Origin of the sequence: Micromonospora sp. SD12, from assembly GCF_052068495.1 — a bacterium.
Classification (GTDB): domain Bacteria; phylum Actinomycetota; class Actinomycetes; order Mycobacteriales; family Micromonosporaceae; genus Micromonospora; species Micromonospora echinofusca.
Genome location: NZ_JBQHDF010000002.1, coordinates 391760 through 405189, shown reverse-complemented (window position 1 = coordinate 405189; position 13430 = coordinate 391760). Strand labels below are relative to the sequence as shown.

The 13430-nt window shown below is 72.3% G+C and carries 11 protein-coding genes; 5 read left to right on the top strand and 6 right to left on the bottom strand.

What is annotated here, in order from left to right; translation table 11 throughout:
- Positions 1–291 precede the first annotated feature (291 nt).
- Together ACTMS2_RS05610 and ACTMS2_RS05605 are read right to left on the bottom strand one after the other, a co-directional pair.
- Positions 292–1731, bottom strand: a complete 1440-nt coding sequence (locus ACTMS2_RS05610; protein ID WP_441174408.1) for a GuaB1 family IMP dehydrogenase-related protein — start codon at positions 1729–1731, stop codon at positions 292–294.
- A 77-nt stretch (positions 1732–1808) separates the two neighbouring features.
- On the bottom strand, positions 1809–2405 hold the full coding sequence (locus tag ACTMS2_RS05605) for a LysE/ArgO family amino acid transporter (RefSeq protein WP_441174664.1): 597 nt from the start codon (positions 2403–2405) through the stop codon (positions 1809–1811).
- Positions 2406–2501: 96 nt separating this feature from the next.
- Here ACTMS2_RS05605 and ACTMS2_RS05600 point away from each other — a divergent pair, with 96 nt between their 5' ends.
- Positions 2502–3389, top strand: a complete 888-nt coding sequence (locus ACTMS2_RS05600; RefSeq protein ID WP_358165744.1) for a LysR family transcriptional regulator ArgP — start codon at positions 2502–2504, stop codon at positions 3387–3389.
- Between the two features lie 70 nt (positions 3390–3459).
- Here the strand turns inward: ACTMS2_RS05600 and ACTMS2_RS05595 are convergent, their stop codons facing one another.
- Positions 3460–5211 (bottom strand): acetyl/propionyl/methylcrotonyl-CoA carboxylase subunit alpha, encoded by a 1752-nt coding sequence (locus ACTMS2_RS05595; protein WP_441174407.1) that lies wholly within the window; start codon positions 5209–5211, stop codon positions 3460–3462.
- Positions 5212–5358: 147 nt separating this feature from the next.
- Here ACTMS2_RS05595 and ACTMS2_RS05590 point away from each other — a divergent pair, with 147 nt between their 5' ends.
- From ACTMS2_RS05590 to ACTMS2_RS05575, 4 genes are all read left to right on the top strand, one after another.
- Positions 5359–5970, top strand: coding sequence for a PadR family transcriptional regulator (locus ACTMS2_RS05590; RefSeq protein WP_396800707.1), 612 nt, complete (start codon positions 5359–5361; stop codon positions 5968–5970).
- Between the two features lie 130 nt (positions 5971–6100).
- Positions 6101–7060, top strand: a complete 960-nt coding sequence (locus ACTMS2_RS05585) for an ATP-binding cassette domain-containing protein (protein ID WP_441174406.1) — start codon at positions 6101–6103, stop codon at positions 7058–7060.
- A 20-nt stretch (positions 7061–7080) separates the two neighbouring features.
- Positions 7081–7836, top strand: a complete 756-nt coding sequence (locus ACTMS2_RS05580) for an ABC transporter permease (RefSeq protein WP_101414152.1) — start codon at positions 7081–7083, stop codon at positions 7834–7836.
- 84 nt (positions 7837–7920) lie between these two features.
- Positions 7921–9282 (top strand): MFS transporter, encoded by a 1362-nt coding sequence (locus tag ACTMS2_RS05575; protein WP_441174405.1) that lies wholly within the window; start codon positions 7921–7923, stop codon positions 9280–9282.
- Positions 9283–9434: 152 nt separating this feature from the next.
- On the opposite strand, the gene ACTMS2_RS05570 is transcribed toward ACTMS2_RS05575, so the two are convergent.
- The 3 genes from ACTMS2_RS05570 to mycP all read right to left on the bottom strand — a co-directional run bounded on the left by ACTMS2_RS05570 (position 9435) and on the right by mycP (position 11953).
- Complete coding sequence (locus ACTMS2_RS05570) at positions 9435–10088, bottom strand: O-methyltransferase (RefSeq protein ID WP_441174404.1); 654 nt, start codon at positions 10086–10088, stop codon at positions 9435–9437.
- 9 nt (positions 10089–10097) lie between these two features.
- The gene (locus ACTMS2_RS05565; protein ID WP_441174403.1) at positions 10098–10754 is read right to left on the bottom strand and encodes a Maf family protein; all 657 of its coding nucleotides are present in this window, start codon (positions 10752–10754) and stop codon (positions 10098–10100) included.
- 110 nt (positions 10755–10864) lie between these two features.
- Positions 10865–11953: a type VII secretion-associated serine protease mycosin gene (gene mycP, locus ACTMS2_RS05560; RefSeq protein WP_441174661.1), complete on the bottom strand. Its 1089-nt coding sequence runs from the start codon at positions 11951–11953 to the stop codon at positions 10865–10867.
- Positions 11954–13430: the final 1477 nt, after the last annotated feature.

Sequence of the window (13430 nt, the reverse complement as noted above, 5' to 3'; positions counted from 1 at the left end):
ATCCGGATCCAGTCCGGTAGCCCCGTAGCCCGGGCGGCCGTGGCCCCGTGGCCTGATGGCCCCGTGGCCCGGGCGGCCGGATGGCTGGGTGGCTGGGTGGCCGTGCCGGTCCTGTCGAGCTGATGTCGTAGACGATTCAGCTCGACAGGCGGCAGAGAGGTGGTCGGCCCGCGGCCGTGTCCGGTCCACCAGCCGGCCGCCAGCCGCCGGCTACCCGGCCGCCGGCAGCCGCTCGCCAGCCGGCAGCGCGAGCCGGCTGCGGTCCGCGAGGCCGTAGGCCGGGTGGCGGTGTCACCAGCTCGTGGGCAGCGGCATCCCCTCGGTGTAGCCGGCCGTGCTCTGCACGCCGACCAGGGCCCGTTCGTGGAACTCTGCGAGGTCGCGCGCGCCCGCGTAGGTGAAGGCGCTGCGTACCCCCGCGATGATCTCGTCGATCAGGTCCTCCACGCCCGGGCGGGCCGGGTCCAGGTACATCCGCGCCGAGGAGATGCCCTCCTCGAAGACCGCCTTGCGGGCCCGGTCGTACGCGCTGTCGTCGGCCGTGCGCGCGCTGACCGCCCGTGCCGAGGCCATGCCGAAGCTTTCCTTGTAGCGCCGGCCGTCGGCGTCGGTGTAGAGGTCGCCGGGGGACTCGTACGTGCCGGCGAACCAGGAGCCGATCATCACGTTCGAGGCCCCGGCGGCCAGCGCCAGCGCCACGTCGCGCGGGTGGCGGACCCCGCCGTCGGCCCAGACGTGCCGGTTGAGCTGGCGGGCCGCGGCGGCACAGTCGAGCACGGCGGAGAACTGCGGCCGGCCCACCCCGGTCATCATCCGGGTGGTGCACATCGCACCCGGGCCGACGCCGACCTTGACGATGTCGGCGCCCGCCCGCACGAGGTCGCGTACGCCCTCGGCGGTCACCACGTTGCCGGCCGCGACCGGGACCGCCGGGTCCAGCGCCCGGACCGCCCGCAGGGCGCTGATCATCCGTTCCTGGTGGCCGTGCGCGGTGTCCACGACCAGCGTGTCCACCCCCGCCTCCAGCAGCGCCGCCGCCTTGCCGGTCACGTCGCCGTTGATGCCCACGGCGGCGGCGATCCGCAGCCGGCCCCGGTCGTCCACGGCCGGCCGGTAGAGGGTGGCCCGCAGCGCGCCCTGCCGGGTCAGCACCCCGACCAGGCGTCCCTCCGCGTCGACGACCGGGGCGAGCCGGCGCCGGCCCGCCGAGAGCCGGTCGAAGCCGGTACGCGGGTCCGCGTCCGCCGGCACGGTGTGCAGCTCGGTGGACATCACGTGCCGGAGCTGGGCGAAACGGTCCACGCTGATCGTGTCGGCCTCGGTCACCACGCCCACCGGCCGGCTCTCGTCGTCGATCACGACCACGGCGCCGTGCGACCGCTTCGGCAGCAGGTGGATCGCGTCGCCGACGGTGTCGGTCGGGCCCAGCGTGATGGCCGTGTCGTGCACCAGGTGCCGCCGCTTGACCCAGGCGACGACGTTCGCCACCACCTCGATGGGGATGTCCTGCGGGATGACCGCGATCGCGCCGCGCCGGGCGACCGTCTCGGCCATCCGGCGGCCGGCCACCGCCGTCATGTTCGACACCACCAGCGGGATGGTGGTGCCCGTACCGTCGGTGGTGGCCAGGTCGACGTCGAGCCGCGAGCCCACCTCGGAACGGGCGGGCGCCATGAAGACGTCGTTGTAGGTCAGGTCGTGCGCGGGAGCCGCGCCGTGAAGGAACCGCACGTCGCCATCATTCCCGCCCGCCGGCGCCCGCGCCCCCGGTGGTAGCCGAAAACACCCCGACCGGCAGGTCGGCGCCGTCAGCCGAACAGCAGGGTGGCCGCGACCGCCACCATCACGACGGCCACCGTGCCGTCGATGATCCGCCAGGCCACCGGGCGGGCCAGCACGGGCGCGAGCCGGTGGGCGGCGGCGCCGATGACCGTGAACCAGACCACGCTGGCCAGCGCGGCGCCCGCGCCGAAGACCCAGTGGTGCGGGTGCTGGCGGGCCACCCCGCCGAGCAGCAGCACGGTGTCGAGGTAGACGTGCGGGTTGAGGTAGGTGAACGCGAGACAGGCCAGCAGCGTCGCCCCGAGCGTGGCCGGCGGCCGGTCGGCGGGGGAGAGCGCGCCGGGGCGCAGCGCGCGGCGGGCGGCCAGCGCGGCGTACCCCAGCAGGAACGCGGCGCCGAACCACCGGACGGCGGTGAGGGCGGCGGGATGCTCGGCCGTGGCGCCGCCCATGCCGGCGATGCCGAGCGCGATCAGCAGCGCGTCGGACCCGGCGCAGACGGCGACGACCGGCAGGACGTGCTCGCGGCGCAGGCCCTGCCGCAGGACGAAGGCGTTCTGCGCGCCGATGGCGGCGATCAGCGCGATGGCGAGGGTGAAGCCGGCGGCGGCGGAGCCGGCCACGGAGCTGCTGAGGATGTCGGGCACGCACCGAGGCTACGAGCCGCACGGGATGCAGCCCAGCTAAGGATTCTCATGGCGGTTAAGCTCGGCTTCATCATGCTGGACACCACGCAGCTCCGGACGTTCGCGGCGGTGGTCCGCGAGGGCAGCTTCGAGGCGGCGGCGCGGTCCCTGCACGTCACCCCCTCGGCCGTCAGCCAGCGGATCAAGGCGCTGGAACAGGCCGTCGGGCAGGTGCTCGTCCGGCGGACGAAGCCGTGCGGGGCCACGGACGCGGGTCGGCCGCTGCTGCGGCTGGCCGGGCAGGTCGCCCTGCTGGAACGCGAGGCGCTGGACGCCGCCCGGCCCGCCGTCGGCGGGCCCGTGCCCACCCGGGTGACGGTCGTGGCGAACGGGGACTCGCTGGGCACCTGGTTCGTCGGCGCGCTGGCGCGACTGCCGACCGAGTTGGCGCTCCTGTTCGACGTCCGCCGGGACGACGAGCACCACACCGCGGAGCTGGTCCGCGACGGCACGGCGATGGCCGCCGTGACCGCGCAGCGCGAGGCCGTGCAGGGCTGCCGGGTGGAGCGGCTGGGCGCCATGCGGTACGTCGCGCTGGCCGAGGCGGGGTTCGCAGCCCGGCACTTCCCCGACGGTCTCACCGAGGCCGCCCTCGCGTCCGCGCCGGCGATGGCGTTCGACCGCAAGGACCAGCTCCAGCAGCGGTTCGCCCGTACGGTCACCCGGCGCCGGTTCGACCCGCCGATCCACTACGTTCCGTCCTTCGACGGCTTCAACGAGGCGGTGCGGCTCGGGCTCGGCTGGGGGATGGTGCCGGAACGCGTCGCCCGCGCCGACATCGCCGCCGGGCGCTGCGTGGACCTCGGCGCCGGGCGGCACCTGGACCGCCCGTTGTACTGGCAGCACTGGCGGGTGGCATCCACCACGCTGGAGGCGTTGACGGCCGCTGTCCGGGCGGTGGCCGGCGCCGAGCTGCGCTGACGTCGAGCTGCGCTGACGCCGACCTCACCCGGTCTCCGCGGCGTGGGGCGCCCGGCGCCGGGGCGGCGGGTCAGGCGATGGTGCAGATCGCCGCGCCGGCGGTGATGACGGCGCCGACCTCGGCCGCGAGGCCGCTGACCGTACCCGCCTTGTGGGCGTGCAGCGGCTGCTCCATCTTCATCGCCTCCAGCACCACGACCAGGTCACCCTCGGCCACGGTGTCGCCGTCGGCGACCGCGATCTTGACGATGGTGCCCTGCATCGGGGAGGTGAGCGCGTCGCCGCTGACCGCGACGCCGGCCCTGGCTCCGCCGCCACGACGGGCCGGCTTGCGCGCGGCGGGCGCGGCGGTGGCCGTACCCCCGCCGAGGCCGGCGGGGAGGCTGACCTCCAGCCGCTTGCCGCCGACCTCGACCACGACGGTCTCGCGCTCGGCCGGCGCCTCGGCGGCGCCGGCGGCGGCGGTGAACGGCGGGACGGTGTTGTCGAACTCGGTCTCGATCCACCGGGTGTGCACGGCGAACGGCTCGGCGGTGAACGCCTCGTCCCGGACCACCAGCCGGTGGAACGGCAGCGCGGTGGCCATGCCCTCGACGACCATCTCGTCCAGGGCGCGGCGGGCCCGCTCCAGCGCCTCGGTACGCGTCTCGCCGGTGACGATCACCTTTGCCAGCAGCGAGTCGAAGTTGCCGCCGATCACGTCACCGGCGGAGATGCCGGTGTCGACCCGGACGCCGGGACCGGTGGGCAGCCGCAGCGCGGTGACCGTGCCGGGGGCGGGCAGGAAGCTGCGGCCCGGGTCCTCGCCGTTGATCCGGAACTCGATCGAGTGCCCGCGCGGGGTCGGGTCCTCGGTGAGGCGCAGCTTCTCGCCGTCGGCGATGCGGAACTGCTCGCGCACCAGGTCGATGCCGGCGGTCTCCTCGGTGACCGGGTGCTCGACCTGGAGGCGGGTGTTGACCTCCAGGAAGGAGATGGTGCCGTCGGCGCCGACCAGGTATTCGACCGTGCCGGCGCCGTGGTAGCCCGCCTCCCGGCAGATCGCCTTGGCGCTGTCGTGGATCTGGGCGCGCTGCGCGTCGGTGAGGAACGGCGCGGGGGCCTCCTCGACGAGCTTCTGGTGCCGGCGCTGGAGCGAGCAGTCGCGCGTGCCGACCACGATCACGTTGCCGTGCTGGTCGGCCAGCACCTGTGCCTCGACGTGGCGGGGCTTGTCGAGGTAGCGCTCGACGAAGCACTCGCCCCGGCCGAACGCGGCGACCGCCTCGCGGGTGGCCGACTCGAACAGGTGCGGGATCTCCTCCATGGTGCGGGCGACCTTGAGCCCGCGCCCGCCGCCGCCGAAGGCGGCCTTGATGGCGACCGGCAGGCCGTGGTCGACGGCGAACGCCAGCACCTCGTCGGGGCCGCCGACCGGGTCGGGGGTGCCGGGCACCAGCGGCGCGCCGGCGCGCTGGGCGATGTGCCGGGCCGTCACCTTGTCGCCGAGGTCCCGGATCGCCTGCGGGGTGGGGCCGATCCAGGTCAGCCCGGCGTCGATGACGGCCTGGGCGAAGTCGGCGTTCTCGGAGAGGAAGCCGTAGCCGGGGTGCACCGCGTCGGCCCCGGCCTTCGCGGCGACCTCCAGCAGCTTGTCGATGCGCAGGTACGTCTCGGTGGCGGTGTCCCCGCCGAGCGCGTACGCCTCGTCGGCCAGCGTGGCGTGCAGGGCGTCCCGGTCGGAGTCGGCGTAGACGGCGACGCTGCCGAGGCCGGCGTCGCGGCAGGCGCGGATGACGCGGACGGCGATCTCGCCGCGGTTGGCGATGAGTACCTTGCGCACCTTGCTGGCTCCTCCCGGAGGGTCACTGACCGGGAGTGTATCGGCCACCGTGTCGGCCCTAACGATCGCTCAGTGTGGGATGCCGCACTGTCTTCCGCCACCCTAGTCAAATTTGCCTATTACGCTCGTCCGGTGTCTGCCACGCGAATGATGATCCTCGGCCTGGTGCGCTGGATGCAGCCCGTGCACGGCTACGACGTGCGCCGCGAGCTGCTCAGTTGGAACGCCGACAAGTGGGCGAACGTGCAGCCCGGGTCGATCTACCACGCCCTGCGCAAGCTGACCCAGGAGGGGCTGTTGCGCGCGGTGGCCACGGAGCAGGTGGGCGCCCGTCCGGCCCGCACCACGTACGAGGTGACCCCGAAGGGGGAGGAGGAGTTCGAGTCGCTGCTGCGCGGCCTGTGGTGGCGGCTGCACGAGCCGCCGGATCCGTTCACGGCGGCGTTCTCCTTCCTGCCCGCGATGCCCCGCGAGGAGGCGGCGGCCGCCCTGCGCAACCGGGCGAACCTGCTGCGCGCCGGTGTCGAGTGGATGCGTACGTCGTTGAGCTCTGGCTGGATGCGTGAGACCAAGCCGGTGCACGTGGGGTGGATGTTCGAGCTGTGGACGGCCCGGTCCGAGGCGGAGATCTCGTGGTGCGAGCGGATCGCGGAACGGATCGAGTCGGGAGTGCCGTACCTGCCCGAGGGGCTGGATCGGGCGCAGGGGTGGCAGGGCTGGGAGGAGCGGCTGCCGCCCCGGCCGACGGACGACGAATAATCAACGTTGACCATAAAAGTTATATCGCGTTAGCCTGCCCGGGACGCCACGGGGGAGCATGCCGTCCGGCGTCGTCTCCGAGGGACAGACAGGTGGCCGGTGGCACCGGCCCGGACGACCAGGAGCAGAGATGATCGAGACCAGAGGGTTGCGGAAGTCCTTCTGCTCCCGAGAGGGTCGCCAGACGAAGACCGTCGACGCGGTGCGCGGCGTGGACCTGAAGGTCGCCGAGGGGGAGATCTTCGGCTTCCTCGGCCCCAACGGCGCCGGCAAGACCACCACCCTGCGGATGCTGGCCACGCTCATCGAGCCGGACGGCGGCGAGGCCACCGTCGCCGGGGCCGACCTGCGCAAGGACCCGGCCGAGGTGCGCCGGCGCATCGGCTACGTCGCCCAGGGCGGCAGCACCTGGGACGAGTCCACCGCCCGGGAGGAGCTGGTCCTGCACGCCCGGATGTACGGCATCGGCAAGGCCGACGCGCAGCGGCGGGCCGCCCGCGCCCTCGACGCCTTCCAGCTCACCGAGTACGCCGACCGCAAGTGCAAGACCTACTCCGGCGGCCAGCGCCGGCGGGTGGAGATCGCCCTCGGCATCATCCACGAGCCGAAGATCGTCTTCCTGGACGAGCCGACCACCGGCCTCGACCCGCAGAGCCGCGCGCACATGTGGGACGAGATCCGGCGGCTGCGTACCGACGGCATGACCGTCTTCATCACCACCCACTACCTGGAGGAGGCCGACGCGCTCTGCGACCGGATCGCGATCATGGATCACGGCGAGGTGGTCGCCGAGGGCACCCCGGCCGACCTGAAGCGCGAGATCTCCGGCGACGTCGTACTGGTCGGGCTCGACGCCGCGGCCACTCCGCAGGCCGCGCAACTGCTCGACGGCGAGCCGTACGTCAACAAGCTGGAGACCGTCGACGAGGGCGGGCTGCGCCTCTACGTCGACGAGGGCGCGACCGCCATCCCGCAGATCCTGCGCCGGGTGGACAGCGCCGGCCTGGCGCTCAGCTCCATCGAGCTGCACCGGCCCAGCCTCGACGACGTCTTCCTCACCAAGACCGGCCGCTCGCTGCGCGAGTCCTGAGCCCAGACCGGAGAGATCTGATGAAACTCGCCCGTGACACCTGGCTGATCTTCCAGCGCCAGCTCCAGCTGCTGCTGCGCAACCCCGTCTGGGTCTTCGTCGGCGTCTTCCAGCCGGTGATGTACCTGCTGCTCTTCGCCCCGCTGCTCAAGCCGGCGCTGAACGCGCCCACCCAGGCGGAGGCCTACAAGATCTTCGTACCGGGCCTGCTGGTGCTGCTGGCCATCTTCGGCGGCCTGTTCCAGGGCTTCGGCCTGATCGCCGAGCTGCGCGCCGGGGTCATCGAACGCTCCCGGGTCACCCCCGTCAGCCGGCTCGCCCTGCTGCTCGGCCGCTCGCTGCGCGACGTGGTGTCGCTCATCGTGCAGGCGGTCATCATCACGCTGCTCGCGCTCCTGTTCGACCTGCGCGTCTCCCTCGTCGACCTGCTGCTGGCGTACCTCATGCTGGCCCTGATCGCGCTGATGACCTCGGCCGTCTCCTACGGCATCGCGCTCAAGGTCAAGAGCGAGGACGCGCTGGCCCCGCTGATGAACACGGTGGCCCAGCCCGTCCTGCTGCTCTCCGGCATCCTGCTGCCGCTGACCTTCGCCCCCGGCTGGCTCCAGGGCATCGCCGAGTGGAACCCGTTCTCCTGGGCGGTCGACGGCACCCGGGCCCTCTTCGCCGGCGAACTCGGCGACGACAAGGTCTGGCAGGGCCTCGGCATCATCGCGGTCCTCGCCGCCGCCGGCGTCGTCTGGGCCGCGCGGCAGTTCGCCCGCAGCGTCCGCTGAGCGGGGTTCCCCCTTCCTGACGGCGGGGAGAGTTGCCTCTCACCAGGGGCGGGGCGCCGGTCCGACGCTTGTAGCGTGAGGCCGGTGCCCCGCCTCACCCGTGACCGGCTCACCTGGCTGACCTACGCCCAGCTCGGGCTGTGGGGCTTCTTCCTCTACGGCTTCGGGCCCGTCGTGCCGCTGCTCCGCGACGAACAGGGCACCTCGGCGGCCGTCGCCGGCCTGCACAGCACCGGTATCGCCGTCGGCGCCCTGGCCGGCGGGGCGCTCTTCGCGCCCCTGGCCGGCCGGTTCGGCCGGGGCCGGACCATCTGGGTTGGGCTCACCGGCGTGGCAGCCGGCGTCGCCGCCCTGGGCCTCGTCCGCGCCCTGCCCGCCACGATCACCGCCGTCGCGGTGATCGCCACCTTCGGCATGCTGGTGATCAGCGGCGTGTCCGTGGTGCTCACCGACCGGCACGGCGCCGGCGCTCCGGCGGCGCTGACCGAGGCCAACGCCGTCTGCGCCGGCGCCGGCATCCTCGCCCCGCTGGTCATCGGCGCCAGCGTGGACGCCGGCTGGGGCTGGCGACCGGCGATGGCCGTCGAGGTCGGCCTGATCGCGCTGGTCGCGCTCGCCGCCCTGACCTTCCGCGTACGCCTGCCGCGACCCGCCCCCGCTGCCGCGGCTCCCGGCGATCCGCCGACCACCGACCCGGCCGCCGCCGCCCTGACCGTCCCCGCCGGTGTCGACGCCGCCTCGGGTGCGGCCGTGGGGTCGGTGGTCCCCGCCGGTGTCGACGTGGCCTCGGGTCCGGCTGTGGGCTCGGCGGTCGCCGCTGGCGTCGATGTCGCCTCGGGTCCGGGTGCCGGCGCGGCGCCCGACGCCCAGCGGTCGGGTCGGCGGCTGCCGCCTGCGTACTGGATCGCCTGGGTGCTGATGGCGGTCACCGGCTCGATCGAGGTCTGCCTGTCACTCTGGACGGCCGACGTGCTCCGCTCGCACGCCGGGATGGCGGCCGGCGGCGCCTCGGCCGCCGTCGCCGCGATCGTCTGCGGCATGTTCGTGGGCCGGCTCGCCGGGGGCCGGCTCGCCCTGCGGTACCGGCCCGTGCCGCTGCTGCTGGCCGCGCTGGGCGTGTCGCTGGCCGGGTTCGCGCTCTTCTGGATCGCGTCGGTTGGCTGGCTCGCCGTCACCGGCCTGGTCGTCCTCGGCCTCGGCAACGCCCTGCACTACCCGCTGGCGATCTCGATCGCGCTCGCCGTCGCCGGGCCGGCCGCGGACCGGGCGGCCGGCTATGCGTCGTACTCGATGGGGGTGGGCTTCGGGATCGCGCCGGTCGCGCTCGGCTGGGTGGCCGACGGCGTCGGCCCGCACCTGGCCTTCCTGCTGCTGCCGGCCTTCATCGCGGCGGCCGCGCTGCTCGCCACCCGCCTGGGCCGCGCCCTGCGCCCGGCTCCCGCCTGACGCCAAGCGGCGCCCGCGTGGATCTTCGGTCCCCGTGGATCTTCGGCGTCCGTGGACCTCCGGCGTCCGTGGACCTCCGGCGTCCGTGGATCTTGGTAGGAAACGGCCCCTCCAGGGGCCGTTTCCTACCAAGCTCGCGCAGGGCGGGAGCGTCAGTGCACCCGGGCCAGGGTGAGGCCGTCGGCGATCGGGAGCATCACCGCGTCCACACGGACGTCGGCGAGCACCTCGTCGTTGAACGCCGCGATGGCCCGGTCGTCGGCGTTCTGCGGCGCGATCACCCGGCCCCCGCGCAGCACGTTGTCGACGGCGATCACCCCGCCGGGACGCATCCGGGGCACCAGCTCCGCCCAGTAGATCGGGTAGCCGGTCTTGTCGGCGTCGATGAACGCGAAGTCCAGGTGCCGCTCGTGGGGCAGCTCGCGCAGCGTGTCGCCGGCCGGGCCGATACGTAGCTCGATGCGGTCGTCCACGCCGGCGCGAGCCCAGTAGCGCCGGGCGATCCCGGTGAACTCCTCCGAGATGTCGAAACAGGTCAGCCGCCCGCCCTCTGGCAGCCCTCGGGCGATGGCCAGCGACGAGAGGCCGGTGAACGTGCCCACCTCGACGGCCTGCCGTACCCCCAGCAGCCGGGTGAGGAAGGTCAGGAAGGCGGCCTGCTCCGGCGCGACCTGCATCTGCGCGTCGTTCGGCAGGACCGCGCGGGTCTCCTCGGCCAGGTCCCGCATGATCTCGTCCGGCGGCGCACCGTGCGAGACCAGGTACGCGTGCAGTTCCGACGTGAGCGGGATCGACTTGGTGGTCATGAACGGACGCTAGCCGAGCGGCTCGACCGTCTGGTTGCCGGGCGCGACCTTCGTCCACAGATCCGTCAGCCGAAGATCCAACTCGGCGAGGAGGCGGCGCAGCACCGGCAGGCTGAGCCCGATGACCGTGCTCGGGTCGCCCTCGATGCGCTCCACGAACGGCCCGCCCAGCCCGTCGATCGTGAAGGCGCCGGCCACAGCCAGCGGCTCGCCCGTGCCCACGTACGTGGCGATCTCGTCGTCGCTGACGTCGGCGAAGTGCACCACGGTCGACGCGACCGCCTCGGCCCGCCGCCCGGCCTCGACGTCGATCAGGCAGTGCCCGCTGTGCAGCACACCGCTGCGCCCGCGCATCCGCTCCCAGCGCCGGGTGGCGTCCGCCGCGTCGGTCGGCTTGCCGAGGATCTCCCCGTCGAAGGCCAGCACAGAGTCGCAGCCGATCACCAGCGTCCGCTGGTCGTCGGCCGGCCGCAGCCGGGTGAGCACGGCCTGCGCCTTCATCCGGGCCAACTCCAAGCAGAGGTCCTCTGCCCGCTCGGTGACCACGAGGGACTCGTCGACGCCGCTGACCAGCACGTCCGTCTCGATCCCGGCGGCTTGGAGAATCTTGCGGCGGGCAGGGCTGGCGGACGCGAGCACGAGGCGGAGCGGCAAGGACTTCGGCACGTCGCCGACGTTACCGGCTGATCGGAGCGACCACGCCCCCGGCGGGCCGTGTCGGCCTGTTGCCCGCGCCGCGTCGCGGACTCCTCCGCCCGTCGGTCGTCAGGTCGGGCTCAGCGACTGATGCGCGGCGGCGGGTCGTCACCCCGACGACGCCGACGGGCGACGAACGCCCACGCGCCGCCGGCCGCCACGATCACCCCGAGAGTGACCAGCCCACGGGCCGTCGCCGCGTTGTTCCCGTCGTCCGCCGGCTCCGCTACCGCCGTGGTCGGGGCGGTGGGGGCCGGCGCGCTCGCCGTCGCCGAACCGAAACCCAGCGGCGGTACGTCAGCAGTCAACGCCGCCACCAGGTCTATGACTCCGTGCCCGTACTCGTCGTCCCGTCCCGGAGGGCCCTTGTCGATCGCGGTGGCGGTGAGCCTGTGCGCCACCTCCGAGGCGGGCAGGTACGGATACTTGGACCGAATTAACGCTGCCGCCCCAGCGACGATGGCGGTGGAGTCCGAGGTTCCTGTTCCTTTCCGGTACTTGCCGTCCACGCTCGTGCTGTAGATGTCAGCAGCAGGTGCTACCAAATCAACCTCGGGGCCAGTAACCGAGACGGCGGCAAGACGGCCGGTGCGGTCGATCCCGCCCACTGCAATTACGCCGGGGTGAGAGGCGGGAAAGCCGACTTGTCGGCTAAGTGGCTTGTTGCCTGCTCCGGCGACAACAACAATGTCGGCGCGAAGCGCGGCGTCGACTGCCGTAAGCAATTTGCTATCTGCCGCTCCTGCTGCGGAAATGCTAATTACTTTGGCATTTTCTCTAATTGCGAAGTCGATCGCCGCTGCCAACTGATGGCTGGTGCCCCCCTGGTTGTCTAGTTTTACCCGTATGGGCAGGATCTTCGCCCTGGGCGCGATGCCGAGGGCGCCCTTGTTGTCGGTGTTTCCATGGGCAGCGATTAGCCCTGCCATGCCCGTTCCATGACTGTCTTGGTCTTGCCGGCCGTCGCCACTACCTCCAGCAACGATATCTACGCCTCGGCGTAGATTCCTGGCAAGATCGGGATGCGGGTAAACGCCGGTGTCTGGCACTGCGACCGTTACGCCTTCGCCTTGATTGATCCGGTGTGCCTCGGTGACTTTGAGGAAGTTCAGATGCCACTGATCCCCGCGAATTCGGTCGCGGCCGTGCAGATCTGGGGCGGCGCGGATGGACCAGGCATGTGAGGTGGTCGGTAGCGGGAGCGCTGCCGTAAGACTGAACAGCGCCAAAATGGCTTGAACGGTCCGAGCTTTCAACGGTTAAAGCCAATAGCCGGACCTGGGTCGATGGGGCCATCTTCGTCTGGAGGGCGAACTACTGGGTCTACGCCTCGGTCCACGTCCCATGGGTGATCTGGATCCCAGCGTCGCGACTCTTCGCCGCCTCCGTCGTGCTGCCTTGGCCGGCCCGGTGTTCCACCTGCGCGAGCAGTGCCCATTCCAGGTGCTCCATTGATTGGCGGTGTGCCTTGTATCGAGCTGAAGCCGCGGCCACCACCGGGGCGGGAGCCTGCGGCCCCAGTTGGAGCGGTGCCTGCGCCCCCGCCACCGATTACTCCACCAATTGGGTTGACCCGACGTTGCTGCGCGCCGTTGCCAGTCGGTTGTCCATAACCCACTCCGGGGGTTCCGCCGATCAATCCACCCGGCGGCCCGGGTCGGGCCGATGCCGGTGGTGTGGCAGGCGGGAGGCCACTAGCGGCTCCGTTGGCTGGCCGGCTGCGTGGACCGGACTGACCGATTGGTGATCCAGTGATCCCGTGGCCAGGCCGCATGCTGGGCGGCATAGTAGGCATTGGTCCACTGCCGGCCCCATTGGGGAGGCCGGGCGGAGCGACACCTGGCATCGCGGGATTCGTTGGAGAGGGCGCTAGGCCGGGTGCAATCCCGCCAAGAACAGGCCCGACGCCACGGGCGGTTGGTGCGGACACTTTTTGCGCGTTCGCGTTCGGCCGGGCAGCGATCGAAGTAGCCGAACTCGACAACGGCACGGGAACGACGGGAGGAATTACCGGAGCGGCAGAGCCGGCGCCCCCGTAGACGTCGGGGTTGTGTTGGTCTATGCCAGGCGACGGCTTTAGTCTGGGTGGTGGTTGGCGGAGCATTACTTGGGCCTGTTGGAGTTCGTTGCTGAGGCCGTACATGATGCCGCGCGCCTGGACGTTGAGTCGTTCCAGGTCGGCGTCGGTCACCGGGCGGTCGGGGACCCGGCTGCCCATGGCTGCCTTCGGGTCGGCGAGCGTCGCGTCGTACGTCTGCTTCTCCTGGACCTTGACGGCGTACGTCTCGTAGATCTTCTTGAGCTCCGCGCGGGTGGTGCTGATGGCCTGCGTGGCGGCGGAGAGCACGGTGTAGTTGGCGCTGGCGGCGTCGTGCGTGCGCTGCACCTTGTCGATCAGCTCGTCCAGCTCCCGAATGTACGCCCGGGCGGCCGTATTGGTCTCCGGAGGCCAGGCCTCGGCCAGCCCCTTGCGGTATTCCTGGAGCCGGCTCAGGTGGGCCCGCGCGAGGTCGCAGACCTTGCGCCAGCCGGCGACCTGCTTCCAGTGGTTGGTGGTGTCGTGGTCCTGGAGGCAGGCCCACATGCTGGCGACGTCCATCAGCCGCCAGTCGGTGAGGGCGGACGTGCGGCCACCGGTGCCCCGCT

Excerpts from the sequence above, each read along its gene's own strand:
- ACTMS2_RS05600 (WP_358165744.1), top strand. The coding sequence starts at position 2,502 with ATGCTGGACACCACGCAGCTCCGGACGTTCGCGGCGGTGGTCCGCGAG.
- ACTMS2_RS05590 (WP_396800707.1), top strand. The coding sequence starts at position 5,359 with ATGATGATCCTCGGCCTGGTGCGCTGGATGCAGCCCGTGCACGGCTAC.
- ACTMS2_RS05585 (WP_441174406.1), top strand. The coding sequence starts at position 6,101 with ATGATCGAGACCAGAGGGTTGCGGAAGTCCTTCTGCTCCCGAGAGGGT.
- ACTMS2_RS05580 (WP_101414152.1), top strand. The coding sequence starts at position 7,081 with ATGAAACTCGCCCGTGACACCTGGCTGATCTTCCAGCGCCAGCTCCAG.
- ACTMS2_RS05570 (WP_441174404.1), bottom strand. The coding sequence starts at position 10,088 with ATGACCACCAAGTCGATCCCGCTCACGTCGGAACTGCACGCGTACCTG.